Origin of the sequence: Paraclostridium sp. AKS73 (assembly GCF_025671395.1) — a bacterium.
Taxonomy (GTDB): Bacteria; Bacillota; Clostridia; order Peptostreptococcales; family Peptostreptococcaceae; genus Paraclostridium; species Paraclostridium benzoelyticum.
Genome location: NZ_JAIXHU010000006.1, coordinates 32,614 through 59,121 on the forward strand (window position 1 = coordinate 32,614; position 26,508 = coordinate 59,121).

Below are 26,508 nucleotides of genomic sequence, written 5' to 3' on the forward strand. Positions count from 1 at the left end.
TATTTAAAATTGCTATAATCATTGTATATACTATTATAAAATCAGAGGAGGTGTTAGAGTGTTTTATAGTTCTTTATCTATGGCAGGAATCTTTTTGTAATTTCATTGATATTTTTTATTTTTAAAGATAAAGCATGTATTTTAATTGGCGGATATAATTCAATTTCTAAGAATAAAAGAAAAGGTTATGATGAAGTAAAATTAAGTAAAGATTTTAGAAATACATTTTTTAAATATGGTCTAATATTTTTTATAGGAGGAATTGGATGTTTATTTATATCTAATTGGTGTTTTTTGATAGCATTTTTAGTTTGGTTAATTTACTTTTCTACGAATGTAAGTTTTAGTAATAAGGTATTTGATAAATACAAAATTTAAATTTTAAAGGAGGCAAAATTGGATAATATTTTTAATTATTAAACATCATTCATATTAATATAAATAAAAATATTAATATGAATGATGTTATATACACTATTTTATTATATATCTTATCTTAATTTCATCGAATAAATAACTCTAACTTTGTTTTTGTCCTTATCATCACTTGATAGTTCTTTAAATTTAAATCCTAATTTTTCTGCTAGCTTTATAGATGCTGTATTTTGAGGATATATATGGGCTTCGATTGTTTGAACAGGTGAACTTTCACTTACATGGTTAATTAATAATGGAGCGGCTTCACTCATGATTCCTTTGTTCCAGTGAGCTTTCTTTAACATATAGCCAATCTGGACTTTATTTTCGTTTTCATCGAAATGGTGTAGAGCTAGGTCTCCTAAATATTCATTAGTACTTTTTTCAATTACTCCCCATCTTATAAACCACTTTTTTTCAAATCCCTTATCTATAATATCAATAAGCTTTATAATATCTTCTATATAACTAATTTTTTGACCTGAGTTAAACTTCATAACATCCTCATCTGAGTACATTTCCAAGATATCTCTTGAATCTGAATATGATATCTTTCTCAGAAGATACTTATTAGACTCTATTTCTTTAAATTCATTAAATAAACTATACATATACCATCACCCCAACCTTTTATAAAATAATATTAGTATACTTTACTACCCTATATTTCTATAAATAATCAAAATAACTTCTAATACTCTCTAATTTTATTTTTTCTATTTCGCTTAATTTATAACTTCGCTATTTTAATCCTATATTCATTTATTTCACTCCAATTTCATTATTTAAAATGTATTATTATATATATAAAAAATTATTATTATATGTAACTCTGTTATCAAAAACTGCAACAAAACACAAATCTGTAGATAATTAAACTTTTTGATAGTATATTTAAATCAAGAAAGGAGTTAACAATGAAAATTAATATTTTGATAGATAAAATTTTAAGCAGAGATGAAGTAGAGATTAAGGTTTGTCCTGAAAATGTAAACCTTGGACATGATTTAGAAAGCTACATAAGACAAATTTCAAAACTAACAGTTATAAATACTAAAAATGATAGCAAAATCAAAGTAAATATAAATGATATATTAAAATTTCAATCAGAAGGCCATATGTGTTGTGTAGAAATGAAATCCAAAGAACTTTATTTGATAAATAAACGACTAAAAGAAATAGAAGGTCTAAACTATAAGAGTTTTGTAAAAATCAACAATCAAACAATTATTAACCTAAATGAAGTTAAAGAGTTTTCATCTGCTCCAAATGCAAGATTAGAAGTGATACTTAGTGATGGCTCATTTCACTTTGTAAATAGACATTATGTAAAAATAATAAAGGAGAGGCTATTATGATTAAACAGTTTAAATCATCTTTTTTCAAATATTTTCACTAACATTTATATGGGTCTTATTATTAATTTCTATATTTTTAGGAGATGTATCATTATCCGTTAAATATACTTGGAACTTAGTTTGTATATGTGCTATTTCTGCAATTATATTTGGAGTAATGTATCCTGCTTTATGGAATTTCTCATCACTTAAAGCTTTTAATAAAATTGCTATATCATCTGTTATAAATACACTTGGAGGAATTATAGCTGTATGGTTATTTTCACAGGATATGTTTATCTTTATAAAACCATGGATATTAGAGATCTTTATACTTACAATAATAGGTCATGTTATTGGTTTTTATTTTTACTCAAAGTGGGATAATACAAAAACATCTAAAGAACTAAATAATTTATTAAAAAATAATTATAACTTTAAAAATTCTACATCCTTTGGCTTATAAACATTTAGTTATAAACACTATTAATTAAAAGGGGAATTCTATATTATGAACGATTTGATTTTACATGTTCCATCGTTTGAAGAACTTAAGTACAGACAACTAATTTTGTCTCAGGAAGATACTATGTCTTACAATAAAGGTTATAATCTTGGAATTGAAAACTATAATAACGAAACAGGTTGCATTGATTTTTCTAGAAAATATTGGAGTGAGTGGTATTCTAAGTGGGTGTCTGAAAGAGTAGATAGATACTATGCATATATAGTAAATAGTAAAACTGGCGAGTTTGTAGGTGATGTATGCTTTTACTATGATTCTCAAAATGATTTACACCTTATAGGTATAGTTATCGAAAGCAAACATAGATCCAAAGGATATTGTTCAAAAGGATTGTTAAAACTTGCAGAAACAGCATTCAATGACTTTAATGTGAAGGTTTTAAGAAATGTAATTCCTTTAGATAGAAAAAGTGCCATAAGCGGGCATAAAAGTGCTGGGTTTAGAGAAATTAGTATTGATGATAATTTAATTACGCTAGATTTAGTAAAATCAGAGCATTTATCTAAGTAATGTATAATAAAAAATTTTATTTGAATAATGCAGAATAAAAATAGTTAAGGTGTATTTAGTTACAAATACACCTTAACTATTTTTTAATATTTATATAACTTTTTAAAATTTAATGAGGTTACAATATAGAACAAAATTTTAAGGTTTATCTATAGTATTCTTTATATTCTTAAATTTATGTATGAATAAGTTTTAATTCTGAGGTAAAGATGCTTTTTATAAATAATTAGACTTAGTTTTTATATAACTCTCTTTGCCCATAAGTAAGTCCCATTCCAATAACTTGTATTTATATTACTTTTCTTTACAACATCTCCTGGTTTAGGTGCATGTATCATTTCTCCATTCCCAACATATACTCCAACATGGCTCACTCCGCCGCTTCCATCAGTACTCGAGAAGATTAAATCACCTGGCTGTAAATTAGATTTACTTACAGTCGTTCCAAAGTTTGATTGTTGACTAGATGTTCTCGGTAAGTTAATACTTCCAGCATTTTTAAATATATAAGTCATAAGACCTGAACAGTCAAATGAGTTAGGTCCTTCAGCTCCCCATACATATGGTTTTCCTAACTGAGCATAAGCTAAATTAACTATTGCTGATTGTTTACTAGAATTACTTACTGGAGGATTTTGTGATTCTTCAGGCTTACTATTTTCTGCTCCAGTATTTATATCTTGTTCAGGTTTATCAGTATTTGCTGATGGATTTTGAATTACATCAGTTTCATTATTTTCATTGTTTTGTTCAATATTACCATTCTCTTGTGGTTTACTAATTTGTTGAGTAGTATTTCCATTTACACTTGAACTTGTAATTTCTTTTACTACTTCCTCTTTTACTTTTATAACCGGCTTTTCGTCTGTTATGTACTTATTATATATATATCCTTCTTTACCATCGTATTTAACCTTTATCCATTCTCCATTGTCTTCTAAAAATTCTACCTTTGTGTCCTCATCTAAAACTTTAAATACTTTAGAATTTAAGTTTTTATCTTGTCTAAAATTTACATTGTCAGCACTTATATATAATGATTTATTATTTACATCTACATAATTTGAATTTATCCATCCTGACTTTTCATTCTTAAGTTCAACTTTATACCAATCATTTTCTTGCCCTAATATTTCAAATTCAGTACCTTTTGGAACTGCATATAATTTATTTGCATCTTTTATTTTAGGGGTATTTCTTATATTAAGCCCTCTTTTAGCATTAACTTTAGCAGTTTTATATATTATCTTTTTATACTCATCTTCACTTTTTGTACTTTCTTTATCATCATTTGCAAAAGCGCTCATACTTGATGATACTATCATAATAGCAGTCATAGGTATTAAAAATTTTCTCTTTAACATAATTACTCTTCCTCCATTTATTTGTAACTTTTTTGTAACTTGTTAAAGAATACTACATAATTATGAATAAATTATGAATAAATTCTCAAAATTTTTTTCTAAATCACAGCATATTTTTAGTAAAAAATAGGTAAATCCTTTATAAAGAATTTACCTATTTCAAAAATTAAATCTATTATTAAAGAGGAGAATCTCTCATGGATTTATAATAGTTTAAAAGTATGAACAAATTATGAATTTAATGTTAAATATTCTTTAAATCTTTTGATTGTTGATTATTGGCAACGTAATTATAAACTCACTTCCTTCATTTTGTTTACTTTTAACCTCAATTTTTCCTTTGTGTAGGTCAACGATTGATTTAACAATAGTAAGTCCAACTCCAATGCCGCCAGTATCTTTACTTCTAGACTCATCGACCCTATAAAATCTTTCAAATATATGATTTAAACTTTCTTTTGGAATCCCTACTCCCTCGTCTTTAAAGTGTATTTTAATATTTTCTTTTTCTTTGTATGCATATATATATATATTTCCACCAGCATTTGTATATCTTATTGCATTTGAAAGTAAATTTACTATGACCTGAGATATTTTATCTTTATCTAAATATGTATTTACATTTTCTAAGTTAAATACTATGTTTAGATTTTTTTCTAAAGCACAACCTTGATTATTATAAACTATATTTTTTATAAGTTTCTCTATATTAATCTCAGTTAAGTTAAGCTTGCTTTTTTCACTATCAAACTTTGCTAAGTTTTTTAATTGATTAACCAAGTTGGTAAGCCTTATTACCTCTTCATTTACACTATTTAACCTCTCTGTATTCGGTTCCCATATTCCATCTATCATTGCTTCCAAGTGAGTTTGTACATTTGTCAGTGGAGTTCTAAGCTCATGAGATATATCTGTAGTTAGTCTTTTCCTTAGATTTTCTTGCTCTTCTAATTTTGACGCTAAATTATTTATAGAGACTATAAGATTATCAATTTCATATATATTACTTTGATAGTCAATCTTATTATAATAACCTCCATCTCCCATTAAGTTTGTCATATTTAACACAACCTCTATTGGCTTAGATATATTATTAGCAATTAGTATGGCTATACATATTGTTATTAATATCATTAAAATACCTATAAAAGTAATTACTTGGTTTATTTCTTTTAAAAAATCAACATCATTATCCATATAATAAAGCAATCCATATGTTCCAATTTTTATTGATCCAATAACTTGATTATTTGAATTCTTTAAATTTAAAGATTGCTCCGTATACTTTCCATGCCAGTTGGCCATTGTGTGATTCATGTTGTTTTCTATACTTCCCATGATTTTGTTACATCTATCTTGACTATATGTTGTGGCTCCCCAAATTAAATTTCCATTTGTATCATATAGATCTACAAATATTCCTTTGTTTATAGCATTTTCTCCTATTTTTTCTATACTGTATAAGTTCCATCTACCATCCATATATTCTGATTCTATTGAATTTATTAAGTTAGAAACCTCATTTTCATTATTTTTAATTATATACTCTTCAAATTTTTTCTCAAAAATACTATTTATAGATACTGCTATAACTATTACTACTACAATTATTAACGATACTAAATATAGAATTAGTTTTTTATTAAGTTTTAGTTTTTTTAATTTATAATCCAAATTTGTAACCTACTCCATATACTGTTTGAATAATTTTAGCCTTTTTTGTATCTAATTCTATTTTTTGTCTAAGGTTCTTTATGTGAGCATCTATAATTCTATCAACTTTTTCATAGTGTTCATCTATCGCTAATTCTAATAATTGTTCTCTACTAAATATCCTATTTGGATTTTTAGCAAATAGTAAAAGTATCTTATATTCAGTATTAGTTAATACAACTTTTTCACCTCTTACTTTAACATCATGAGATGACATATTTATTTCAAGTTCATCCGAGAATTTTAGTACATCCTTCTTTTCTATATCTAGTTTTCTAAAAACCGCTTTTACCCTTAAAACTAACTCTTTAACATTAAAAGGCTTACAAACATAATCATCACAACCTATATTAAATCCTTCTATACGATCTTCATCTTCTGTTTTTGCAGTCAACATTATTATATGAACCATAGAAGTTTCTCTTATTTTTTTACAAATACTCTCTCCGTTTATATCTGGCAACATTCTATCTAAAATTATTAAATCAAAGTTTTTGTTAGTTAAATATTTAAGAGCTTGTTCTCCATTATTTGCTACTATGCAATTGTATCCCTCTTTATCTAAATACGCTTTAACAACTTGTGTTATCTTCTTTTCATCATCTACTATCAATATATTAAACATTTGTAAGTCTCCCTTTTTCTATCTGCTATATAAATTAATTACAATATACCATAAAATTTATAAAAAGTTTATGGATTAATTTTGCTAGTGTATATTTTAATTTTTAATTAATAATGATTATATGAACTCTAATTATTGAAAATTTTTTACAAAGAAAAAGCTAATCTCTCTTGGAAATTAGCTTTTTCTTTGTAAAAATTAATTTATATTCCCATTTTCATAGTTGCTATATGGGCAACAATTTCTATAATTAGAGTTTGAATTTCTATATTGACTATCGTCTGTTTTTTCAAGCTTATTTGATTCTTGATTTAACACTTTAAACTCTGAATCTCCTTGAGTTATGTTACTTTGCTCCGTATATGATACTACCGGATTTACATTATTACTATATTCTTTTTCACTTGCGAATGATGTTGCTCCCATCGTACCTGCTCCTATTACTAATCCTAATGCTAATGCCCCTATTAATGATTTTTTCATATAAGCACTTCCTTTTCATATTTATTTTCACATTAATAATAATAAAAAAATATGAACAAATTGTGAATAAATAGTTATAAGGTAGATATATAAGCATTACTATCATCATTTAAATCAATTTTTTGATTTTATAGTTTACAAATCATTTTTTTAGCATATCATATGATTATAAGTGAATATGTTAATATGAAAAGGAGTTATTATGGAACTTATACAAATTTTAAAAGCTTTAAGCGATGAAAGTAGATTAAGAATACTTAATATTTTAAGAGATGGACCTTTATGCGTTTGTGAAATAGAAGCAATACTTGAAATCTCACAGTCTAATGCATCTAGACATTTAAGTAAGCTTACTAATGCTAATTTAGTTAACTATTATAAAGAAGCAAAGTTTATTTACTATAAATTAGATCATGAGACTTTAACCCAATACAGTTTTATTCAAAATATCTTAGACAATGAATTAGATAAAGATAAAAAGCTAAAATATGATTATGAAATTTTAAAAGCATATAAAAATGCTAATTTAAGTTGTGATACTGTTTCACAGGTTAAAGATGTAATCTCAGAGATAACAAAGTAAAATTTAGGAGGAAATATATATGAAAATAGCAGTAATATCGGATATACATAGCAACATATATGCCCTAGATTCAGTATTAGCTGACATTAAAACTAAGGATGTAGATATGATAGTATGCACAGGTGATTTAGTAGGTTATGGAACAAGACCAAATGAAGTTATTCAAACTTTAAAGAAAAATAAGATACTTACTATAATGGGAAATTACGATGATGCTATAGGAAACTTAAAAATAGTTTGTGGATGTGATTACCCAGATCCTAAAGATGCTGAAAAAGCAGGTCTTTCAATGCACTTTACAGGTCAAACTACAAAAGTTGAAAATAAAGAATACTTAAGAAACTTACCAAAAGAACTAATCTTTAATTTTGATAAAAAAACTATAAGATTTGTTCATGGAAGTACTAGACTTATAAATGAATATTTAAAGGAAAATTCAAAAGAAGCAGATGAGGTTATGAGTGAGTTAGTGGAAAATATATTAGTTTGTGGTCACACTCATATTCCATATGTTAAGTATTATGGTGAAAAATTACTTATTAATGCTGGAAGTGTTGGGAAGCCTAAAACAGGTAATCCTAATGCAAACTATGTAATTATAGATATAAAAAATGAAGATGAGATAGCTAAAACTCCATCAAGTGTTGAAGTAGAAATTATAGAAGTTGAGTATGATTTTGAAAAAATGGCAAATGAGATAGAAGAAAATGAAATACTTCCAAATGACTTTGCAAGACTTATACGAGAAGGCAGTTCTAACTAATACAATTTTAATTTTTAAACTTAAAAAGGTGGTGATTGTAATATGAAAGATATTACTAACGGAGATATAAAAAATATAGTTAGAGATAGCTATAAGAAAATTGTAAAAAATGAATCTAATCTAAGTTGTTGTGGGGAAGATATATCTAAAAGTATAGGTTATTCTAATGAGGATATGGATACAGTTCCAAAAGATTCTAACTTAGGCTTAGGGTGTGGAAACCCTCACTTAATTGCAGATATAAAAGAAGATGAAACTGTCCTTGACTTAGGTAGTGGAGCCGGATTTGACTGCTTTTTAGCATCTAAAAAAGTTGGAAATAATGGACTTGTTATAGGTGTTGATATGACTCCAGAGATGTTAAGTCAAGCAAGAAGCAATGCATTAACTAACAATTATAAAAACGTCGACTTTAGATTAGGTGAAATTGAAAACTTACCTGTAGCAAATGATTTAGTTGATGTTATAATATCAAACTGTGTTATAAACCTATCTCCTAACAAGCAAAGAGTCTATGATGAGGCTTATCGTGTGCTTAAAAATGGAGGTAGGTTATCTATATCAGATATAGTCCTTATGAAAGATTTAACTCAAGAAATGAAACAAGATGAAAAACTATATTGTGGCTGAGTCACAGGAGCCTCTTCAGTTGAAGAGTTAGAAGTTTACTTATCAAATTCAGGATTTAAAAATATAAAAATAGATGTCAAACCTGTTTCTAAAGAGTATGAAGAGAAGTGGGGTCATAACTTAAACGTAGGTGAGTATATTATGTCTGCCTCAGTTACAGCTATTAAATAGAAACAATTAATAAAAAAGTATATCCTTTGGGATATACTTTTTTATTGATATATTAATAGTCTAATTCAACTCTAAGACTAATTCATTGTCAGTATAAAATTTGCATTTTGAATTTAAGCATTCTTTATTTAAACTATTGAAATTGCACTTTAAATCTAAAGTTTTATCTAAATCTACATTTAAATGTTCTTTAGTAAAATCTATTGCTGTTTCTATAGCTGTAAAAGAATCTCTTTTACAACATCTTGGCCCTCCATACTTACTTATGTTTTCAAGTGCCTTTGATGTCATTAAGTTACAAAGTCCCCATTCCTCTTTATTCATAGGTCCTGACTCTTGTATTAAACTAGTATAAATCCCACAACCTACTCCAGCTCCACATGCTCCATAAAATCCACAGAATCCCCCTAATACGTTCTTAGCTCTTTTTTGACACTCATCTAATAAACTTTTCAACTTTTCTTTTTCATTAGTTTTATTTAAAAATGCAGTGCTTAATACTGCTGGGACTAAGTAATGATGCTCTGGTCCATGCATCTTAATTGCTGGATGCTTCATTAAATCTACTGCCATTTCTAATGGATTTATACTATCACTATTTAAACAGTAGTTAGTTATAGCCGTAAGCGCATCACTACTATGACATGAATCACATACATAGTGTCCATTTTTACATACTATAGCTGATTCGTAAGTTTTTTTACAGAAATAACATACTCTTTCCTTACTTTCATTTTCATAAAGCACTTCCTCATTACAAATTAAACAATTAAACTTATTCACTTTTATTCACCCCTTAATGTATAAAGCTATATCCTAGTATTCCCAATTATAATTATACATTTTAGAAATTCATACTAATAGTACTTTTGTAAAAAATTTATTCTAAATCTTTTTAATATAACGTTATTCTAAATGCTGAGATTAAAGGTATTTAGAATAAATTTAATTTGCAAATTTACATATACATATTTTGGATAGTAAAAATTTGAATTTGAACATATTGATAGTAAATAGTAATTACAAGTTTATTGTTTTAACTGAAATTAATTAATAAATTTAAACAATAATAGGACTGTTACTTTAGAAATGTATTAAGATACCGTATGTTAATTCTCAAATCCCATGTTAGATGTTAACTTTGATACTCAACATGTAAATAATAATATTGAAAGGATTAATTTATATATATTTTTCTATAAGTAGAGTTATCTTTTTTTCAATATAACAGACTAATTTATATCCAATAAATAAAACTCCAACTAAAAAAAATGTATTTAATGTTTGTAAAATTAATTCGTTTGTAAAATTAATCATTAAGCTCACCACCTAATAGATTATATATTGTATAATCTAAAATTTTTATAAAAAGAACACTTTTTTTGTGTCTTTTTAATTAACATGAATATATATATTATAATATAGTTATGTTTTCTGCTTGAAGACCTCTAGCACCTTTAACTATATTAAAGCTTACTTTTTGACCTTCTTCTAATGATTTAAACCCATCAGTTTGTATAGCTGAGAAATGAGCGAATACATCTTCTCCTCCATCTACTGTTATGAAACCAAATCCTTTTTCATTGTTAAACCATTTTACTATTCCATTTTCCATTGAAATGTACTCCTATTAACCATATCAAGACCTAATCTTGATTTACTTTTGTATCTCTACAAATATTATTATAACATATATAATTAATAATAGATAGTATTTTCTGTCAATTATAATTAAGTTCATTTATTATCAACTCTGTTTTATAGTAAAGAGCTCTAATTCTTCAATAAATCATTGTAATAACCATTAGGCTTTGATCCTTTATCAAAAAATAATAATATCCATATTAATAAAGACCTATTTTAACTTCTTTTTATTTTTATTCTCATCAATATTTATATTAAGAAACAAAAAAAAGAAAACACTAATTACAGCTATAATTTGGATTGTATGAATTAAATATTTTTTTAATTTTTTCATATATAATTCCCCTTAATATATAACAATTTAGTTATTATATAATTTTTCTTAAGTTTAATAAAGTACCTAATCTTACAGTATTTCTATAACCCATGTATACAGCTTACTCTTATACTTTATACAATTTTTATATACTACTTACACTTTAAACAAATTCAAATTGTTAGATTTAAAGATCTTTTTTGCTTATACATCTAGTAACTTATTTATAAAATATTATTTTGTTATATGTTATGATTTACTTATATATTCATTGAAAATCGTTGAAAATTAGCCATGTAAAATAATTTTGACATTATAAAATACACTGTGTAAAGGTATTTTGATAGACGAATTTAATTAAATATGACAAAATTTTGATATAAGGAGAAACATTATGGAAATTGGAAATAAATTAAAAAAATCACGACTAGAATCTAAGTTAACTCAAGAAAATGTAGCAGAAGAAATACAAGTTTCTAGACAGACTATATCAAATTGGGAAAATGAAAAATCTTACCCCGATATCATAAGTGTAATTAAACTAAGTGATTTATATAATGTTAGTCTAGATGAATTACTAAAAGGAGATTCTGAAATGATAAAACATTTGGATGAAAGCACAAATATTGTTAGTAGCAATAAAAAACTTTTAATAGCCTTTGGTATAAATATAATATTTTTTATTTTATTTATTTTTTCAATGGCGTAATTTCAAGTAACAATTATCTTATAATAGGTGCAGCATCAATTGGAATTTTAAGTATAACATCATTATTTTACCAAATAATCAAGAAATTTTAAGGAGAGTTTGTATGAGATGGTATTTAATTGTATTGATTTTTATTTCACTCTTAGGAGCATCAACTCTTGCTTATCAGGTTTTTAAAATGACAGAACTTGATGCAAAAAGTAGAGGATTTAAGCATCCAAAAGCTTGGGGATTTTTTGCACTTGGTGGAAACAACAGTAGTGGTTTATTATTATATTTGATAGGAAGAAAGAAATATCTGTCTAATATGAGTGATACAGATAAACAAATAATTGAATCTAGAAAAAAGAAAGCTGGAGTTTCATTGATATTTTTTGCACTATCAACAATAGTTCTATTTGCAGTTGTTGTTTTAGAATTTTAGAGTTAGTATTTATGATTATTAAAGTGGGGGTGTTATAGTGTTAGGTTACAAAAGTATACATGTTTTAATTTTAGAAATTTCAAAGCATGAGAATTTATTTAGAACAAAAATAGGAAAATGAAAAAAATTAATACACCCCTAAAAGTATTTAACTCAATCTCTAAATTAATATATTTAATTCAAAAAGTTAATGCCTCTATAATACAATTTAATAAATTATATTATAGAGGCATTAACTTTTTCATAAATTTTTAAAAACCGATTTTTATCTAAATTTACTAGCTGAAATTAAAAGGAACATAGGTCTCTTAAGTTCATTAATCAGATAAGTATTTTCATCAACCATATCATTTAAAGCTAACAACTCTGAAATCTCATTTATGATAAATCCATTTTTTATAAGCGTATTTATATAAGTTTCTACTGTTCTATGATATTTAACAACATCTTCACCTAAAAAATTAGTATGTCTAATACTTTCATCTAAATAGTTATCAATTGGCCAATGGCTTATCTCATTATCATCAGTGTACTCAAAGTCTTGTTTCTCATTACTTGTAAATATAGGGTGTTCCACTGAAAATATAAAATCTCCATTTTTCTCTAAAATATTATAGGCCTTCTCACATATGCTCTCAAAGTCTTTTACATAATTAAGTGCTAATGAACTAATTACCAAATCAAATGATTTATCTTTAACGTCTAAATCTTCCATAGCAATACATTTATATTCAATATTACTCTGATGAGTAGTTTCTTTCGCCCTATTTATCATATTTTTTGAAATATCAATTCCTAATACATATTTTGCTCCCTTTTCACTAGCATATCTACAATGCCAACCAAACCCACAACCAATATCAAGAACACTTTTATCTTTGAATTTTAGTAACATTTCTCTTAATATTGGCCATTCACCTGCAGATTCTAATCCATCTTTAGACCTTGGCATTTCACTATATTTATCGAAAAATTTTAAATCATCATATTTATTTTCTTTCATAAAATCACCTCTTTAAGTTGCTTATTTTTTATATAATAATAAAAGTTTATCATATTTATTATCCTCCTAGAATTTTAAAAACAATTAAGAATTATTTATGATCAATTAAAAGTAGAGCACTTAAATCTAAGTGCTCTACTTTTAATAATTGTATTCTCTAATTATTCGTCTTATACTGCTTTCTGATAAGAAGTATATCTTAGCAAGTTCTTTAATAGAACACCCTTCTTTATACTTAGCAGCTATTTCTAAATTTCTATTTCTTAAATCCAATTTAGTTCCACTTAACTCCCCCCAAGACTTTTTATTTTTAGATTTTCTTGGAATATATAAGTACTCTCCATCTACGTAGTTTTGAATTAACTCTAATATCTCTTCTGGAAGTACATTTTGTGCTTTTTTATATTTCATAATCCATGCTCCTATTGCTTTACTTATAGCAAATGAACAAAGACTGCACACATTTTATATTTTTTAGTAAAGCCCCTAACAATTCGTGTATGAATTACAGTCTTTGCTCGGAGTTTGATGCGGAAACTCGTACTAATACATATTTCATAATTTAACACATCCTTAATTCTTTATATTTATTATAAAACTAAGATTAAATCTCTTAGTATTTGAACACTTTATTCCCATTTTTCATAACGTACCATCTGCTCTAAGGATCTACGAGGGCGTTGTTTTGGATTTTCATCAGCATAACCAACTGTTAAAACACATACTACAAATTTATCATTAGGTATATTAAGAATCGGTCTAACATCGTCTTGTTTAAACCATGCTGTCCAGCAAGTTCCAAGTCCTAAATGCTCTGCTTGTAAAACCATATGTTCAATAGCAATAGATGTATCTCTAATAATTTGCTTTAGTTCAAATTGAGGTGATAGTTCATCTAAATAAATTCCAGTTGTATCTTCTATTCTACTTTCAATATCTGCAACACACACAATCATAAGAGGAGCATTAATCATCCAACCTTGTTTATGGTTAACTTTTGCAATCTTTTGCTTTGTATCTTCGGATTTAACTATAATAAAATTCCATGGTTGAGTGTTAGATCCTGAAGGCGCAAGCATAGCACTTTCTAATATTTTTTATTTTGCTTTCTTCAATTTCTATATTTTTTATATTTACGTATGCTTCTACGATTTTTTATTTCTTTCATGTCTCCATTCACCCTCTCTTTTTTAAATTTTTATTAGCTAATAAAAACAAATTTTAAATATAGTGCACTTACTTTTATGTTATATTAAGATTATTAAAAAGTGAAGAACTAACATTTTAGTTATATACTAACCTAAAGGAGAGTGATTAATATAGAAAATAAAAAAGATGTACAAAAAAACAGTACAATTAAAGGGACACCTTTTGAATATACTTTAAAAATTATTGGTGGAAAATATAAGATGGAAATTATGTACTGTTTGTCAAAATACAAAGTAGTAAGATACAGTGAACTAAAAAGAAAAATAAATAATATTTCGCATAAAACATTAAGTAAAACCCTTAAAGAGCTAGAGTCTGATTCAGTAATTAATAGAAAAGAATATCCTCAAATTCCACCTAAAGTAGAATATTCTCTTTCAGCAAGAGGTCTCTCCCTCATCCCAATACTTGATAATATGTGCGATTGGGGTAAAGATAATAAACTTTAAATTTGAATAAGTTTATTATCTATAATTTTATATAAATAATTTAAAATTATTATTGACTTTTTGTATTTATTAGACTATTATCTTTATAAATTATTTTTTAGGAGGATTATTATGAATACACTTATTAGATTGAATTTAATACATCACCATTTCTAGAGACTTGGTCTGTTTAAGCAGATACAAGTCTGTTCGCGTAGGCTTGTATCTCTAGGAATGATAAATTAAGTGTATTTATAATTTATTAAGCCATGTGGGATATATGCCTACATGGCTTTTTAATATTAAAAATAATTTATTCAAATAGGAGCGATATTATATGAAAAACAACTATATAAAACCAAGTATTTTACCAGGATTCATGGAGTTACTACCTTATGATCAAGCAATTTTTAACGATATAGTAAACAAAATAACAAATATATATGAAAATAATGGGTGTTTAGCAATTGATACACCTATAATAGAAAAATCAAGTGTATTACTTGCTAAAAGCGGTGGTGAAACAGAAAAACAAGTATATAGATTTGAAAAAGGGAAAAATGATTTATCTTTACGATTTGATTTAACAGTGCCTTTTGCAAGATATGTAGTACAACACTATAACGATCTAGTATTTCCTTTCAAAAAATATCAGCTAGGTAAAGTATATAGAGGCGAAAGAAATCAAAGGGGTAGATACAGAGAATTTTATCAGTTAGATGTAGATGTCATTGGAAAAGATAAGCTAAGTGTCTACAATGATGCATGGGTAATTAGTTTAGCATCTAAAGCCTTTAGGTCTATTGGTTTAGACGATTATAAGTTTAAAATTAGTAATAGAAAAATATTAAAAGGAGTGTTATCTCAATTACAAATAGTCGATGTCCAAGAAGTTATAACACTGATAGATAAATACGATAAGATAGGTAAAGATAATTTTAATGATAGTTTACGTGACATTGTTGGAGATGAAAAAAGTAGTTACTTAACTAACTTACTAAACTTTAAAGGATCAAATGAAATTCTATTAGATAAGTTGATTAATTTAAACATTCAAAATGAGTTTTTCTCTGAAGGATTAGATGAATTAAAAAAAGTTGTATCTACATTGAAAATTTTAGGTGTGAAAGATAATGAATTTGAAGTTGATTTAAAGATAATTAGAGGATTGGATTATTATACAGGAAGTGTGTTTGAAACTTTCCTTATAGGTAATGAACAATTTGGATCTATTTGCTCCGGGGGTAGATATGATAATTTAGCCGAGAATTATACAAATAATATACTACCTGGAGTTGGGATATCTATTGGATTAACAAGATTATTCTTTGTTTTAAAAGAAATTGGATTCATAGATAGATATAATATAAAGTCTAGTTCTGATTATTTAATAATACCAATAGGTGATACACTTGAATATAGCGGAAAAGTTATGTCAGACTTAAATGAAAAAGGATACAACGTAAGTATTTATTTTGAAGACGATAGTTTAAAGAAAAAATTAAGTTACGCAAATAAACTAAATATAAATAATGTAATATTTATTGGGGAAAGTGAAGTTGATAATAATGAAATAAAAATTAAAAATATGATATCTGGAGAAGAAAAATTTATAAATTATAAAGATCTTTAAATCCTGATTATCTATTTTAAAAATTAAGTTTAAAAGATGTTGAATTGTGATATAATATAAATATAAAAAAGGAATTGAAGTCTATTCGCAGTAGAGTGATATTCCAAATTAATTTATTTGAAATGCTTGAATTTGATTTTTATATCAAGTTCTATACCACTCTTAGTTGGGCGACTAGAGTGGTTTTTTAATTTGTCATATATGTAATTAGTCAAAAGACCAATACATATAGTGCTTATAGCACTAACAATTATCTTTAGTTCCATACTTCTCACCTCCTTCCTTTTAGAAGTAGGCTAGAAAGTTTAATGGAACACCACTCTATAGATTTCAATTCCTGATTTTTATTATACCATAAAATGTTAAAGTATTTTTTCTATAATTTTCTTATTTTTATATAATATATAAATATTGGCATAAATATTATGGTTAAAAAATTGGTAAAAACCAAGTCCCTAACGGTTTAAAATTTGCTGACATAATGGTCATGTATAAAAATGAAATATTAATTGCTATCTTAGTAAAATTCATCAAATCTCTCGTTAAGTCATAAACCTTAACATAATTTTCCTCAGTTAGTTTTATAGGTACATTTAGAGCTTGTGGACAAAGTAATACTCCGCTCATAGATATATTTACTATAATTGTAACTATAGGTAGTACTATTAAACTACTTTTGCTTCCTAATGAGTCACTTTGACCTGCTGAGTTATAGTGAATCGGCACATTTTCTCCTATATTATTCCAGTTAATGATTAAATATGCTATCATAAAAATTAATAATGATAGGTTTATAATTTCGATTATTTTTTGCTTAGTATCAAATTTAAATTTATAGTTATTTATAAGTATCCCCCCTTAAGATTCTCCTAAACTACTTAAAAAACATTTAGTTATATATTTAAAATTATAAATCTCACTCCAAAATAAATCTATATTAATCCAATTTTAATTTATCTATCTACTGTTCTTGTATAATTGTCCTTAAGCTGATTAACAATGTTATTTTTAATTTACGTAAGCAGTTTAATTTATTGTTAATTCGAATGGAGTGATTTAAAAATGAGTAAATATAGAAAACTGATTGATTGGGTTATAGGATTAATTGTAACTATCTTTTTTTATACGGACCATCCTATTTTTTTGTTATTAATCCTTATGTTAATCCATATAAAATTCCAATGATAGTTCTAGGGGCATTTTTATCTTATTGTGCTTTATCTATTATTTATTGGGCTACAAATAAAAATATTAAATTAGCCATCCATTACATTTTAATGTTTATAGTAGATATAGTATCGATAATTTCTATAATAATTATTACTGCATATATGGGGTAATTTCAATTTTGTTGAACATATATCAATTTATAAATCTGATACAATTAATTTAAACTTAAATTTATTAAGGAAGAGAACTCTATATATTAATATAAATTTATAAAAGTTCCAATTAATAGAGGTTTCAAGGTAAAAACTGGCCTACCAGATTCAGGTGTGTCATGTCCATATTGTTATCAAATTGTTTTTGAAAAAGAAATAGATTTATTCTAAAAATATAAAAATTTTTTCTATTTAGTAATGGGAGATGTTCTTATGGGTGAAAATGGTAATAATAAAAATAGTAATAATTATTTATTACTTTGCATGTGTGTAGGTATTACATTTGGTATGATATATGACAAATTAGCTTTATGCTTATGTGTAGGCATTGCTATTGGAGCTGCACTAGATAGTAGCAAGAAATAAGCTCTTAAAATCTAAATTGATGGATTTTAAGGGCTTTCCCTTTATTCTAGGTTTATTTATCAACCAATAGGGTAAACAATATAAATATATTTAAACTAGTTTATACGATAAAAAGGGAGTGTAAAAAATGTGTACAGCACTAACATTAAAAACAAAAGACGGGCAACATTTATTTGGAAGAAATATGGATATAGAGTACAACTTTAATCAAGCTGTTCATCTTGTTCCTAGAAATTTTGAATATAAAAACGTAGCAACTAATGAAACTAACTCTACAAAATATGCAGTTATGGGTATGGCAACTATAATAGGTAATCATCCATTATTTGCTGAAGCAATGAATGAAAAAGGATTAGCTTGCGCAGGTTTAAATTTTCCTGGATTTGCATATCATTCAGATAATTTAATAGATAGAAAAAATAATTTACCTCCATATGATTTAATACTATGGATATTATCAAATTTCGAGACTATAGAAGATTTAAAACCTGAACTAGAAAATATAAACCTAGTAAATATACAGTTAAATTCATCTACACCATTACCAACACTTCATTGGATTGTTTCTGATAAAAACGGCAATTGCTTGGTTATTGAAAATACAAAAGAAAAGTTAAGCATTTATGATAATGAAGTAGGGGTGTTAACAAATGCACCAACTTTTAATTGGCATACAACAAACCTAATTCAGTATATGGGTTTAAATGCTGATCAACCTCAGAATACTAAATGGAGTAGACTAAATTTATCTCCTCAATCTCAAGGTCTAGGTATGTTTGGAATCCCTGGTGATTTTTCATCTGCATCTAGATTTATAAGAGCTGCTTTCTATAAATCTAGCTTAGAGTCTTCAGATATAGAATTTTGTGGGGTAAGTGAGTTTTTCCATATATTAAATAATGTCGCTATGCTAAATGGCGCTGTAAAAACTCCAGAAGGTAAATATGATCTGACTCAATATACTACTTGTATGAATCAAGATAAATGCATCTATTATTACAATACATACAATAATAATCAGATAAATGCTATAGATATGAATAAGGAAGATTTAAATTCTACAGAAATAAAGATTTTCCCTTATAGAGATACTTTAGTTATAAATAACGAGAACTAAATAAAAACATATAAATTTTTATCCAAATATTATTAACTGTTTTACTATGGTTAAACTTTTTTAAAATTAAAGTCATGAAAACCTAAATAACTAGGATATTCATGACTTTTTTATAATACATTTTATATAGTTTTAAATCTGAGTTGTATTTTCTAAAAATGCGCTAACTTCTTTTGGACTTTTTAAAACTATAACTTTATCTTTAAATTCTTCTTCTATTTGCTTATATCTATTAACTATTTCTTTTGTTCTTCCTTTATGAATAATCCACCATCCAAATTCTAAATCGAATTTTTCTTCGCATCCTTCTGCCATGTCTTCACGTGTTTTGTTTTTGTTATTTAGATATCTTTTATACGCTCTAAAAAAGCATATCCTACGAGGAAAGTTTAGAAAAATTATTTTATCCGCTTGTTCTAATCTTTCTCTTTGATAAAAACCTCTATAGTTACCATCTATAACCCAAGATTCATTCTTCATGAATTCTTTAGTTAAGGTGCGACCCTCATCCTTATCTCTCTCAACCCAACCTGGTGTGAATTGAATTGTATCAAGGTGTAAAATAGGAGTATTATAATAACTTGATAGTTGCTTAGCCATTGTAGATTTTCCACTTCCACTATATCCTACTATTGCAATTTTCATCGTAGTCCCCCTTTTTTAATTGATATCCATTGTATATTTTTATTACAGTATCAGTTTCTAAATTCCTTTATATTCAAAATAAAAGTTGATTATATCACTATAAATCTAAGATTTAATTTAGAAAATAATCAAAATAATATGATAAACTATATTTGAGTCCATTAAATTTTATAAGGTGGTGATTTACTATGGGCATTAATATTAAAAGATTTCTTTTTTCAATTTTATTAATTTGCGCTACTTTAGTAAGTTTTGTCTTCCATTCACAAAAAGGGTTTAATATTTCAATTTCTATAATATTTATTCCTTTTTCTTTATTATATTTACTTAAATTAAGTTTTCCTGAATTTAAAGTGTTTAGCGAAATATCTTATCAATATAATGAATTATCTTCTGTTGAAAAGCTTAGTTGTTTAGTAAATTTATTACTGATTTGTATTTGGCTAGTTGCCCAGATTTATTGTTTAATTTAATATACTAATTCTTTTAATTTGGTTTCACATGTTACTATAATAACCTCTAATCAAGAAATAGTTATAAACCTGTTCTAATAGTTTTATATAAATTTTATGATTTTAATCCAGAATATTCATATATTAATCCAAATTTATACGTTATAAAGTTTAAAATGATAATATGTATAATATACTTTCATATTAAAAGGGGTTAAGTTATATGTTATCAAACGAACTTAATTTAATATTAAGTATCCTAGGAATAGCTTGTATTTTATTTGCATGTATAACAGATGGCAAACCATCGATAAGTATTTTAACAATAATTTTAATTATACCAGGAATACGTATTTTTATAAATTCCTTAAAATCAATAATACAAGATGCTAAACAACATAAGCAGTAAAGTTAAAACCTTTAAAATCAAAATTAATAGATTCTAAAGGTTTTTTCTATATAATCAAATTAATTTATGGCCACCTGAAAATAGCTTAATTGCTTCTCATTTTCCTACTTTTGCAAATTAAATAAATAATTAATAGTACTACAGTTGAAATATTAGTTACAATAAAAGCTTTTACCCCTTATAGCTATATTTATAAAATTGAAGATATTTTTATTATATACTTTTGAAATATACTCAGTTTAATAATCAGTTTTCGTATATTTCAAATAGCTTTGCTGTATAAAGTAATTTTAAAATCTAATTATTTAATGTTTTTTAAGGTTGTTTTTATATTCAATTAAGATTCTATGTTTATAATAATATTTGTAAAGCATAGAGAGAGGTGAGTATATGACAATTATTCTTTTAATAATACTAAGTATAATCTTTTTGATACTTGCTATATGTTGGAAATTATTTAGAACTGCATTTAGAGTTGGTTTGTTCATATTAATTTCTATATTTTTAATTGCAGTAACTTCAAAAAGTTTAATTATAGATCATACTTTAAATCAAGATACATTTTTAAATAATGCTCGCAGCATATTAAAACCAATATTTTATTTTGTAGATTAAAAAAGGAGGCGTTAATTTTGAGTAAATGTAAATTATATAGATCAGAAAATAACCGTATGATAGGTGGTGTTTGTGGGGGTATAGGAGAATTAACAGGCATTAGCCCTACACTAATTAGAGTTTTATTCGTACTAGGTGGTGTCAGTATAATAATATATATAATTCTATGTTTAGTACTTCCATCTGGAGAAAACTTTTAATTGCATAACTTATTTTCATAAAATCAAGTTATAGATATTTTAAGATTATAAATAGTAATAACCATATATATTTCAATGAAAAGGTAATAGAATCGATTCTATTGCCTTTTTTATTTATTGCAAACAGTAATCCTAGACTAGAATCGTACTTGTAAAATTTAAAATTGAGATATCTTTATTTAATTTCATAGTTAGTTATATTTTTCAGTTTTAAGTAATAATCTCAAAGTTAACGTGATATATATGTAATATAAAGATATAAATATATCACATTATCAAGGGGGATTAATTTATGAAATATATAAATAAATATTCATTTCTATTTTGTTTGTTTGGCTTACAAGGATTTAATGGATTAAATGGTGACCCATTAGACTTTCTATACTTTGGATTCTTTTCATTTTTAGGTAATATCTGGTGGTATAAATTAGGGGATTGTGAAGATGAGCGCTTTATTTGTAATAAGCATAAGGCAGGTTATATAGCACTTAGAGTCTGCCTTCCATTAGCAATAGTTGCAAGTGTATTAATTAGACTATATACAGTAGATATATTAAAACTTTATAGACTTCAACTATTAATATTATCCATTTCATTTGCACTAGCAGCAAATTTATGGGCATTTTTAACTTACAAATTTGATGTTGGGGTTTAAATCTATGACAAAGTTTATTAGTAATTTAAAAAAGTATCGTCAATTTAATGAATTAACTCAAGAAGAACTAGCTAATAAAGTTAGTGTTCGAAGAGAGACTATAGCTCGGTTAGAAAATGCTAAATACAACCCTTCTCTTGAACTGGCAATGAGGATATCAAAAGAATTAAATACTCCAATTGAAAAGTTGTTTATATTTGAATTTTAATAATTAATACAATAAATTAAAAGCCATTATAATCCTAATAAAGGACTATAATGGCTTTTTTACTAGACATTTTTGAGTGTGTTTTTTATAATGATTTAAACTACATTTTCATTATCAAAGAGGCTAGTATCACTCTCTCTACTATAATTATACCATAAATAACTAAATTTTTTAAGACTATGAATATACCCTCATTCCTATATAATTTATAGAGCAAATTAAACAAGCTAATTTATATAATCAAGGAGGGTATATTATGAGTCTAAATAATTATGAATTGAATCTTGAAAACGAATGGTTACAAAGAGTTCTTACTGAGGCTAAGAAACAGCTTGATGAAAAACGTAGTGCTAAAGATAGATTTAAAAAAGATGCTATAGAAACACAAAGAGAACTCTGGAGTGATTTAGGATCTGTTTCTATAGAAAATGGATTAGATCAACTTTCAGATTTTATGTCATTCATGGATATTATGAAAAATCAAAAAAGAAGTCATGAATTTACCCAAAAACTTGAAGAAAAGTATGAAAGAATGCTTGAATCTCCTTATTTCGGTCGAATCGATTTTGTTGAAGATAACGAATCAGATACTCAAAAGTGTTATATTGGATTATCAAATCTTGTTGATGAGGATTATGATTTTCTTGTGTATGACTGGAGAGCACCTATTTCAAATATGTTTTATGACTATGAAACTGGACAAGCCAGTTATGAATGTCCAGAAGGTACAATATCTGGAGAAATCACTGGTAAAAGACAGTATAAAATCAATAATGGTAAAATTGACTATATGTTCGATAGTAACCTAAGTATTGATGATGAAATGTTACAAGAACTTCTAAGCAAAAATGCTGATGATAAGATGAAAGGTATAGTTACAACTATTCAGAGAGAGCAGAATCAAGTAATTCGTAACGAAAATTATAAAAACCTAATTGTTCAAGGATCTGCTGGAAGTGGAAAAACTTCTGTTGCACTTCATAGAATTGCATATCTATTATATAAACATAGAGATAAAGTAACACCTCAAAATATAATAATATTTTCTCCAAATAATGTCTTCAATGATTATATTTCAAATGTATTACCTCAACTTGGTGAAGATAATATGTATCAAACAACCTTTAAAGATTATATGCATAAAGAATTAGTGCATGAATTTAAGAAAGAATCACCTTCAGAAATGATGGAGTATATACTTAGTTCTAATGAAAAATTAACATATCAAGATAGAATCAAAAATATAAAATTTAAAACATCTGTAGAATTTGTTGAAATTCTAAAACAGTATATAAGTTACGTAGAAACAGTAGGTAGAAGTTTTAAAGATATTGTTGTAAGGGGTAAGTTAATAATTTCCTCTGAAGATATAAAAACCTATTTTTTACTGATTATTCAAATCTTCCAATTAAAAGAAGATTAGAAAAAATTAAATCAAGAATTATATTCCTTATTGAACCATATGAACAATCTTGGATTGATGAAATATATGAAGAACTTTTTAAATCTGGAGACTTTATACAAAAAGAAGAAATGATAGAAAAAAGTACGCTAATTGTAAAAGAAAATTTAAGAGATGTATATGATTCTATTTATAAAATGACAGAATTTAATTTAATTAAAATTTACAAAGATCTATTTAAAAATTTAAATACATTTTTAAATGAAATAAATGTTGAATATGATGATAGTTTTATAAATCATATAAAAACTTACACAATAGATAATTTAAATGCAAGGATACTTAATTACGAAGATCAAGTTGCACTTTTATACTTAAAAGGAGCACTTGGAGATATTCCAACTACTTCTCAAATTAAGTACGTAATTATAGATGAGGCACAAGATTATACTCCATTGCAGTATGAAATTTTTTATCAACTTTTTAAATCTGCTAATATGACTATATTAGGGGATTTAAATCAATCAATTAACCCATTTATGAATGTTGGAAACTATAACAACATTTATAATATATCCCAAAATGACACTTGCATAATAAACCTAACAAAGAGCTATCGTTCAACTATGGAAATCACTAATTTTTCAAGAAATCTTCTTAGTGAAAATATAGATGATGAGTGCGTTGAAAGACACGGTGATGAACCTACTATAGTTTCTTTCTCAGATAAACTTTCTATGAACGAAAAACTGGTTGAAGATATAAAGTCTTATTCAAAAAAGAAGTTTAAATCTATAGGAATTATTACTAAAACAGCTCGTGAAACTAAAGTTTTATATAACTTTTTAAAAGAAAATAATATCGATGTAAGTTCTATAGAAAAAGATGATTATTATTATACAAACGGAGTAACCGTAATACCTTCATATCTAGCTAAGGGACTTGAGTTTGATGTTGTTTTTATATATGATGCTAGTAATAAAAATTATAATAGTGAGGATGAAAGATTACTTCTTTACACTTGTTGTACAAGAGCTCTTCATGTATTAAATGTATATCATTTAGGAGAAATTACTGATTTATTAAAATAATAATATACGTAAAATTCTACTATAATCTAAAGTAAGTTTAAAGGCATAATAGTCTAATCAAATAGACTACTATGCCTTTTTTTAATAAGTCACATCTCATTAACGCTCTAATAGCTTATTTTATTTGTTTATTAATGTTGAGATACTAGTTTTAGGCCTATTATTCCTGCTACTATAAACCCAATACAAACTAATCGAACAAAATCAATAGGCTCTTTAAATAAAAACACACCTAAAATAACAGTACCAATAGTCCCTATTCCTGTCCAAATAGCATAAGCTGTTCCTAATGGTAGCTCTTTTAACGCTAATGATAAGAAGTAAAAACTCGCTATCATCCCTATTACAGTTAAAACACTTGGAACTAACTTTGTAAACCCTTCTGAATATTTAAGTCCTACAGCCCACCATACTTCAAATATACCTGCAATTACTAACACTAACCATTTCATAATTACCACTCTCCTTAAAGTTTTAAATAAAAGTTTATTAGTAAAACGTAAAAAAGCCCGGGAGATATAAAAAAAATATCTCCCAGGCTTTTGTCCTTCCGTGAACACAGAAAACTGTGCGTTTTATCTCGGACCAGACCAGTTATAAATTTTAACTGCGGAACCCTATAAAACTAAATTTATTAAACTTTTATTATAGTTTATTACTATATCAAAAAATATCTACTTAATCAATACAAATTAATCTATCTATTTTTTACTTAATGATACAATTAACACTATTTTTTTAAAGGTAAATACCTAGTTTATGTAGAACAAGTTACTATTATGATATCGTGAAATTCAGAGTTTCTATGGAGTTGATTAAAGATTTTATCCAATCTATAAAATCTTTGCAAATAAAATAAACAATATAAAGGAGATAGAATCTATGAGAGAAAAAAGTATGGATATATTGGCTAAGAATTTAAAATCTGAGCACTTAATAAAACATTCGTATGCAGTTGAGGCTGTTATGAGATCATTGGCTAAAAAATTAGATCCTAAAAATGAGGAAGATTGGGCAATAGCAGGACTATTACATGATATTGATTCAGATTTACTAGACTGCAAAAACAATCCAGAAGATATGAAAAAACATGGAATTCTTGCTATAGATATATTAAAACAAGAGAATATAGGTAATCAAGATATCCATCATGCTATTATGGCTCACAATAACGATAATGGTACAGAAAGAATTTCATTAATGGATAAAGCAATTTACGCAGCAGACCCAATAACAGGATTTATAACAGCTATAACATTAGTTTATCCAGATAAAAAAATATCTAGTGTAAAAGTAAAGTCTATAACTAAAAGAATGAAAGAGCTAAGATTTGCCGCTGGGGCTAATAGAGAAGCAATGAAAAGTATAGAGGAACTTGGAATTCCATTTCCAGAGTTTGCAGAGTTATCGCTTAATGCTATGAGAGACATAAGCGATGAGCTCGGACTTTAAAAATCATATATTCTATAAAAAGTCAG

Annotated in this window: 36 protein-coding genes and 1 riboswitch; of the genes, 21 read left to right on the top strand and 15 right to left on the bottom strand. The window is 26.1% G+C overall.

Going from position 1 to position 26,508, the window contains the following annotated elements:
- The first annotated feature begins 99 nt into the window (after positions 1 to 99).
- Positions 100 to 378 carry a DUF3784 domain-containing protein gene (locus LEQ07_RS05410; protein ID WP_332842952.1) on the top strand — a complete coding sequence of 93 codons (279 nt, stop codon included), beginning with the start codon at positions 100 to 102 and terminating at the stop codon, positions 376 to 378.
- Between the two features lie 113 nt (positions 379 to 491).
- On the opposite strand, the gene LEQ07_RS05415 is transcribed toward LEQ07_RS05410, so the two are convergent.
- Positions 492 to 1,028, bottom strand: coding sequence for a GNAT family N-acetyltransferase (locus LEQ07_RS05415; protein ID WP_052952095.1), 537 nt, complete (start codon positions 1,026 to 1,028; stop codon positions 492 to 494).
- Positions 1,029 to 1,334: 306 nt separating this feature from the next.
- On the opposite strand from LEQ07_RS05415, the gene LEQ07_RS05420 reads away from it, so the two are divergent.
- From LEQ07_RS05420 to LEQ07_RS05430, 3 genes are all read left to right on the top strand, one after another.
- Positions 1,335 to 1,775: a LytTR family DNA-binding domain-containing protein gene (locus tag LEQ07_RS05420; RefSeq protein ID WP_046823951.1), complete on the top strand. Its 441-nt coding sequence runs from the start codon at positions 1,335 to 1,337 to the stop codon at positions 1,773 to 1,775.
- Between the two features lie 157 nt (positions 1,776 to 1,932).
- Positions 1,933 to 2,220, top strand: a complete 288-nt coding sequence (locus LEQ07_RS05425; RefSeq protein WP_263329815.1) for a hypothetical protein — start codon at positions 1,933 to 1,935, stop codon at positions 2,218 to 2,220.
- 45 nt (positions 2,221 to 2,265) lie between these two features.
- On the top strand, positions 2,266 to 2,790 hold the full coding sequence (locus LEQ07_RS05430) for a GNAT family N-acetyltransferase (RefSeq protein WP_046823949.1): 525 nt from the start codon (positions 2,266 to 2,268) through the stop codon (positions 2,788 to 2,790).
- A 239-nt stretch (positions 2,791 to 3,029) separates the two neighbouring features.
- On the opposite strand, the gene LEQ07_RS05435 is transcribed toward LEQ07_RS05430, so the two are convergent.
- The 4 genes from LEQ07_RS05435 to LEQ07_RS05450 form a co-directional block, all read right to left on the bottom strand.
- A complete protein-coding gene (locus LEQ07_RS05435) occupies positions 3,030 to 4,154 on the bottom strand; it encodes a C40 family peptidase (protein WP_263329817.1) in 1,125 nt (374 codons plus the stop codon).
- Between the two features lie 255 nt (positions 4,155 to 4,409).
- Positions 4,410 to 5,828 carry a sensor histidine kinase gene (locus LEQ07_RS05440; protein ID WP_263329818.1) on the bottom strand — a complete coding sequence of 473 codons (1,419 nt, stop codon included), beginning with the start codon at positions 5,826 to 5,828 and terminating at the stop codon, positions 4,410 to 4,412.
- Entirely contained in the window at positions 5,818 to 6,492 is a 675-nt protein-coding gene (locus tag LEQ07_RS05445) for a response regulator transcription factor (RefSeq protein WP_046823947.1), read from the bottom strand. The genes LEQ07_RS05440 and LEQ07_RS05445 overlap by 11 nt, the downstream gene beginning before the upstream one ends.
- A 198-nt stretch (positions 6,493 to 6,690) precedes the next feature.
- Positions 6,691 to 6,975 (bottom strand): hypothetical protein, encoded by a 285-nt coding sequence (locus LEQ07_RS05450; protein WP_263329819.1) that lies wholly within the window; start codon positions 6,973 to 6,975, stop codon positions 6,691 to 6,693.
- 202 nt (positions 6,976 to 7,177) lie between these two features.
- Between LEQ07_RS05450 and LEQ07_RS05455 the strand changes: the two genes are divergently transcribed.
- Genes LEQ07_RS05455 through arsM form a run of 3 tightly spaced genes read left to right on the top strand, consistent with a single transcriptional unit; the run spans position 7,178 to position 9,122 of the window.
- Entirely contained in the window at positions 7,178 to 7,558 is a 381-nt protein-coding gene (locus LEQ07_RS05455) for an ArsR/SmtB family transcription factor (protein WP_263329821.1), read from the top strand.
- 19 nt (positions 7,559 to 7,577) lie between these two features.
- A complete protein-coding gene (locus LEQ07_RS05460) occupies positions 7,578 to 8,321 on the top strand; it encodes a metallophosphoesterase family protein (RefSeq protein ID WP_046823945.1) in 744 nt (247 codons plus the stop codon).
- A 42-nt stretch (positions 8,322 to 8,363) separates the two neighbouring features.
- On the top strand, positions 8,364 to 9,122 hold the full coding sequence (gene arsM / locus LEQ07_RS05465) for an arsenite methyltransferase (RefSeq protein WP_263329823.1): 759 nt from the start codon (positions 8,364 to 8,366) through the stop codon (positions 9,120 to 9,122).
- Positions 9,123 to 9,182: 60 nt separating this feature from the next.
- Here the strand turns inward: arsM and LEQ07_RS05470 are convergent, their stop codons facing one another.
- The 3 genes from LEQ07_RS05470 to LEQ07_RS05480 all read right to left on the bottom strand — a co-directional run bounded on the left by LEQ07_RS05470 (position 9,183) and on the right by LEQ07_RS05480 (position 10,737).
- On the bottom strand, positions 9,183 to 9,905 hold the full coding sequence (locus LEQ07_RS05470; protein ID WP_263329825.1) for a DUF5714 domain-containing protein: 723 nt from the start codon (positions 9,903 to 9,905) through the stop codon (positions 9,183 to 9,185).
- Between the two features lie 399 nt (positions 9,906 to 10,304).
- A complete protein-coding gene (locus LEQ07_RS05475; RefSeq protein ID WP_021428880.1) occupies positions 10,305 to 10,439 on the bottom strand; it encodes a hypothetical protein in 135 nt (44 codons plus the stop codon).
- Between the two features lie 97 nt (positions 10,440 to 10,536).
- Entirely contained in the window at positions 10,537 to 10,737 is a 201-nt protein-coding gene (locus tag LEQ07_RS05480; RefSeq protein ID WP_021428710.1) for a cold-shock protein, read from the bottom strand.
- Between the two features lie 739 nt (positions 10,738 to 11,476).
- On the opposite strand from LEQ07_RS05480, the gene LEQ07_RS05485 reads away from it, so the two are divergent.
- On the top strand, positions 11,477 to 11,791 hold the full coding sequence (locus tag LEQ07_RS05485; RefSeq protein ID WP_332842942.1) for a helix-turn-helix transcriptional regulator: 315 nt from the start codon (positions 11,477 to 11,479) through the stop codon (positions 11,789 to 11,791).
- Positions 11,792 to 11,894: 103 nt separating this feature from the next.
- Entirely contained in the window at positions 11,895 to 12,215 is a 321-nt protein-coding gene (locus LEQ07_RS05490) for a hypothetical protein (protein ID WP_046823003.1), read from the top strand.
- Between the two features lie 265 nt (positions 12,216 to 12,480).
- Here the strand turns inward: LEQ07_RS05490 and LEQ07_RS05495 are convergent, their stop codons facing one another.
- The 3 genes from LEQ07_RS05495 to LEQ07_RS05505 all read right to left on the bottom strand — a co-directional run bounded on the left by LEQ07_RS05495 (position 12,481) and on the right by LEQ07_RS05505 (position 14,297).
- Positions 12,481 to 13,218 carry a class I SAM-dependent methyltransferase gene (locus LEQ07_RS05495; RefSeq protein ID WP_263329828.1) on the bottom strand — a complete coding sequence of 246 codons (738 nt, stop codon included), beginning with the start codon at positions 13,216 to 13,218 and terminating at the stop codon, positions 12,481 to 12,483.
- 141 nt (positions 13,219 to 13,359) lie between these two features.
- Positions 13,360 to 13,629: a CD3324 family protein gene (locus LEQ07_RS05500; RefSeq protein WP_263329829.1), complete on the bottom strand. Its 270-nt coding sequence runs from the start codon at positions 13,627 to 13,629 to the stop codon at positions 13,360 to 13,362.
- A gap of 218 nt (positions 13,630 to 13,847) precedes the next feature.
- Complete coding sequence (locus LEQ07_RS05505; RefSeq protein WP_263329830.1) at positions 13,848 to 14,297, bottom strand: nitroreductase family protein; 450 nt, start codon at positions 14,295 to 14,297, stop codon at positions 13,848 to 13,850.
- Positions 14,298 to 14,531: 234 nt separating this feature from the next.
- Here LEQ07_RS05505 and LEQ07_RS05510 point away from each other — a divergent pair, with 234 nt between their 5' ends.
- Both LEQ07_RS05510 and hisS read left to right on the top strand, forming a co-directional pair.
- On the top strand, positions 14,532 to 14,876 hold the full coding sequence (locus LEQ07_RS05510) for a winged helix-turn-helix transcriptional regulator (RefSeq protein WP_334307500.1): 345 nt from the start codon (positions 14,532 to 14,534) through the stop codon (positions 14,874 to 14,876).
- Positions 14,877 to 15,192: 316 nt separating this feature from the next.
- A complete protein-coding gene (hisS, locus tag LEQ07_RS05515; RefSeq protein ID WP_263329831.1) occupies positions 15,193 to 16,488 on the top strand; it encodes a histidine--tRNA ligase in 1,296 nt (431 codons plus the stop codon).
- A gap of 113 nt (positions 16,489 to 16,601) precedes the next feature.
- On the opposite strand, the gene LEQ07_RS05520 is transcribed toward hisS, so the two are convergent.
- Complete coding sequence (locus LEQ07_RS05520) at positions 16,602 to 16,754, bottom strand: hypothetical protein (RefSeq protein ID WP_156317219.1); 153 nt, start codon at positions 16,752 to 16,754, stop codon at positions 16,602 to 16,604.
- Positions 16,755 to 16,917: 163 nt separating this feature from the next.
- Entirely contained in the window at positions 16,918 to 17,259 is a 342-nt protein-coding gene (locus tag LEQ07_RS05525) for a DUF1648 domain-containing protein (RefSeq protein WP_263329832.1), read from the bottom strand.
- 824 nt (positions 17,260 to 18,083) lie between these two features.
- On the opposite strand from LEQ07_RS05525, the gene LEQ07_RS05530 reads away from it, so the two are divergent.
- Both LEQ07_RS05530 and bsh read left to right on the top strand, forming a co-directional pair.
- Positions 18,084 to 18,236, top strand: a complete 153-nt coding sequence (locus LEQ07_RS05530; protein ID WP_263329833.1) for a hypothetical protein — start codon at positions 18,084 to 18,086, stop codon at positions 18,234 to 18,236.
- Positions 18,237 to 18,363: 127 nt separating this feature from the next.
- Positions 18,364 to 19,353, top strand: a complete 990-nt coding sequence (bsh, locus tag LEQ07_RS05535) for a choloylglycine hydrolase (protein WP_263329834.1) — start codon at positions 18,364 to 18,366, stop codon at positions 19,351 to 19,353.
- A gap of 132 nt (positions 19,354 to 19,485) precedes the next feature.
- Here the strand turns inward: bsh and LEQ07_RS05540 are convergent, their stop codons facing one another.
- Positions 19,486 to 19,998, bottom strand: coding sequence for a DNA topology modulation protein (locus LEQ07_RS05540; protein WP_263329835.1), 513 nt, complete (start codon positions 19,996 to 19,998; stop codon positions 19,486 to 19,488).
- A 675-nt stretch (positions 19,999 to 20,673) separates the two neighbouring features.
- Here LEQ07_RS05540 and LEQ07_RS05545 point away from each other — a divergent pair.
- The 7 genes from LEQ07_RS05545 (at position 20,674) to LEQ07_RS20840 (ending at position 25,030) form a co-directional block, all read left to right on the top strand.
- Positions 20,674 to 20,859 carry a hypothetical protein gene (locus LEQ07_RS05545; protein ID WP_046823015.1) on the top strand — a complete coding sequence of 62 codons (186 nt, stop codon included), beginning with the start codon at positions 20,674 to 20,676 and terminating at the stop codon, positions 20,857 to 20,859.
- A 390-nt stretch (positions 20,860 to 21,249) separates the two neighbouring features.
- Positions 21,250 to 21,474 carry a hypothetical protein gene (locus LEQ07_RS05550; RefSeq protein ID WP_263329836.1) on the top strand — a complete coding sequence of 75 codons (225 nt, stop codon included), beginning with the start codon at positions 21,250 to 21,252 and terminating at the stop codon, positions 21,472 to 21,474.
- A 17-nt stretch (positions 21,475 to 21,491) separates the two neighbouring features.
- Positions 21,492 to 21,674, top strand: coding sequence for a PspC domain-containing protein (locus tag LEQ07_RS05555; RefSeq protein WP_021428839.1), 183 nt, complete (start codon positions 21,492 to 21,494; stop codon positions 21,672 to 21,674).
- A 292-nt stretch (positions 21,675 to 21,966) separates the two neighbouring features.
- Positions 21,967 to 22,329, top strand: a complete 363-nt coding sequence (locus tag LEQ07_RS05560; RefSeq protein WP_046823017.1) for a DUF3796 domain-containing protein — start codon at positions 21,967 to 21,969, stop codon at positions 22,327 to 22,329.
- 4 nt (positions 22,330 to 22,333) lie between these two features.
- Entirely contained in the window at positions 22,334 to 22,537 is a 204-nt protein-coding gene (locus tag LEQ07_RS05565) for a helix-turn-helix transcriptional regulator (RefSeq protein WP_021428797.1), read from the top strand.
- A 256-nt stretch (positions 22,538 to 22,793) separates the two neighbouring features.
- Entirely contained in the window at positions 22,794 to 23,960 is a 1,167-nt protein-coding gene (gene helD, locus LEQ07_RS20835; protein WP_332842943.1) for an RNA polymerase recycling motor HelD, read from the top strand.
- 110 nt (positions 23,961 to 24,070) lie between these two features.
- Positions 24,071 to 25,030 carry a 3'-5' exonuclease gene (locus LEQ07_RS20840; protein ID WP_332842944.1) on the top strand — a complete coding sequence of 320 codons (960 nt, stop codon included), beginning with the start codon at positions 24,071 to 24,073 and terminating at the stop codon, positions 25,028 to 25,030.
- A gap of 131 nt (positions 25,031 to 25,161) precedes the next feature.
- Here the strand turns inward: LEQ07_RS20840 and sugE are convergent, their stop codons facing one another.
- Positions 25,162 to 25,482 (bottom strand): quaternary ammonium compound efflux SMR transporter SugE, encoded by a 321-nt coding sequence (gene sugE, locus LEQ07_RS05575; protein ID WP_021428762.1) that lies wholly within the window; start codon positions 25,480 to 25,482, stop codon positions 25,162 to 25,164.
- 77 nt (positions 25,483 to 25,559) lie between these two features.
- Positions 25,560 to 25,662, bottom strand: a riboswitch (guanidine-I (ykkC/yxkD leader).
- A 250-nt stretch (positions 25,663 to 25,912) separates the two neighbouring features.
- On the opposite strand from sugE, the gene LEQ07_RS05580 reads away from it, so the two are divergent.
- Positions 25,913 to 26,482 (top strand): HD domain-containing protein, encoded by a 570-nt coding sequence (locus LEQ07_RS05580; RefSeq protein ID WP_046823020.1) that lies wholly within the window; start codon positions 25,913 to 25,915, stop codon positions 26,480 to 26,482.
- Positions 26,483 to 26,508: the final 26 nt, after the last annotated feature.

Coding starts and splice junctions, on each gene's coding strand:
- LEQ07_RS05415 (WP_052952095.1), bottom strand. CDS start 1,028: ATGTATAGTTTATTTAATGAATTTAAAGAAATAGAGTCTAATAAGTAT.
- LEQ07_RS05420 (WP_046823951.1), top strand. CDS start 1,335: ATGAAAATTAATATTTTGATAGATAAAATTTTAAGCAGAGATGAAGTA.
- LEQ07_RS05425 (WP_263329815.1), top strand. CDS start 1,933: ATGTATCCTGCTTTATGGAATTTCTCATCACTTAAAGCTTTTAATAAA.
- LEQ07_RS05430 (WP_046823949.1), top strand. CDS start 2,266: ATGAACGATTTGATTTTACATGTTCCATCGTTTGAAGAACTTAAGTAC.
- LEQ07_RS05435 (WP_263329817.1), bottom strand. CDS start 4,154: ATGTTAAAGAGAAAATTTTTAATACCTATGACTGCTATTATGATAGTA.
- LEQ07_RS05445 (WP_046823947.1), bottom strand. CDS start 6,492: ATGTTTAATATATTGATAGTAGATGATGAAAAGAAGATAACACAAGTT.
- LEQ07_RS05450 (WP_263329819.1), bottom strand. CDS start 6,975: ATGAAAAAATCATTAATAGGGGCATTAGCATTAGGATTAGTAATAGGA.
- LEQ07_RS05455 (WP_263329821.1), top strand. CDS start 7,178: ATGGAACTTATACAAATTTTAAAAGCTTTAAGCGATGAAAGTAGATTA.
- LEQ07_RS05460 (WP_046823945.1), top strand. CDS start 7,578: ATGAAAATAGCAGTAATATCGGATATACATAGCAACATATATGCCCTA.
- LEQ07_RS05475 (WP_021428880.1), bottom strand. CDS start 10,439: ATGATTAATTTTACAAACGAATTAATTTTACAAACATTAAATACATTT.
- LEQ07_RS05480 (WP_021428710.1), bottom strand. CDS start 10,737: ATGGAAAATGGAATAGTAAAATGGTTTAACAATGAAAAAGGATTTGGT.
- LEQ07_RS05485 (WP_332842942.1), top strand. CDS start 11,477: ATGGAAATTGGAAATAAATTAAAAAAATCACGACTAGAATCTAAGTTA.
- LEQ07_RS05490 (WP_046823003.1), top strand. CDS start 11,895: ATGAGATGGTATTTAATTGTATTGATTTTTATTTCACTCTTAGGAGCA.
- LEQ07_RS05495 (WP_263329828.1), bottom strand. CDS start 13,218: ATGAAAGAAAATAAATATGATGATTTAAAATTTTTCGATAAATATAGT.
- LEQ07_RS05500 (WP_263329829.1), bottom strand. CDS start 13,629: ATGAAATATAAAAAAGCACAAAATGTACTTCCAGAAGAGATATTAGAG.
- LEQ07_RS05505 (WP_263329830.1), bottom strand. CDS start 14,297: ATGCTTGCGCCTTCAGGATCTAACACTCAACCATGGAATTTTATTATA.
- hisS (WP_263329831.1), top strand. CDS start 15,193: ATGAAAAACAACTATATAAAACCAAGTATTTTACCAGGATTCATGGAG.
- LEQ07_RS05520 (WP_156317219.1), bottom strand. CDS start 16,754: ATGGAACTAAAGATAATTGTTAGTGCTATAAGCACTATATGTATTGGT.
- LEQ07_RS05525 (WP_263329832.1), bottom strand. CDS start 17,259: ATGATAGCATATTTAATCATTAACTGGAATAATATAGGAGAAAATGTG.
- LEQ07_RS05530 (WP_263329833.1), top strand. CDS start 18,084: ATGGGTGAAAATGGTAATAATAAAAATAGTAATAATTATTTATTACTT.
- bsh (WP_263329834.1), top strand. CDS start 18,364: ATGTGTACAGCACTAACATTAAAAACAAAAGACGGGCAACATTTATTT.
- LEQ07_RS05540 (WP_263329835.1), bottom strand. CDS start 19,998: ATGAAAATTGCAATAGTAGGATATAGTGGAAGTGGAAAATCTACAATG.
- LEQ07_RS05545 (WP_046823015.1), top strand. CDS start 20,674: ATGTTATCAAACGAACTTAATTTAATATTAAGTATCCTAGGAATAGCT.
- LEQ07_RS05550 (WP_263329836.1), top strand. CDS start 21,250: ATGACAATTATTCTTTTAATAATACTAAGTATAATCTTTTTGATACTT.
- LEQ07_RS05560 (WP_046823017.1), top strand. CDS start 21,967: ATGAAATATATAAATAAATATTCATTTCTATTTTGTTTGTTTGGCTTA.
- LEQ07_RS05565 (WP_021428797.1), top strand. CDS start 22,334: ATGACAAAGTTTATTAGTAATTTAAAAAAGTATCGTCAATTTAATGAA.
- helD (WP_332842943.1), top strand. CDS start 22,794: ATGAGTCTAAATAATTATGAATTGAATCTTGAAAACGAATGGTTACAA.
- LEQ07_RS20840 (WP_332842944.1), top strand. CDS start 24,071: ATGATAGAAAAAAGTACGCTAATTGTAAAAGAAAATTTAAGAGATGTA.
- sugE (WP_021428762.1), bottom strand. CDS start 25,482: ATGAAATGGTTAGTGTTAGTAATTGCAGGTATATTTGAAGTATGGTGG.
- LEQ07_RS05580 (WP_046823020.1), top strand. CDS start 25,913: ATGAGAGAAAAAAGTATGGATATATTGGCTAAGAATTTAAAATCTGAG.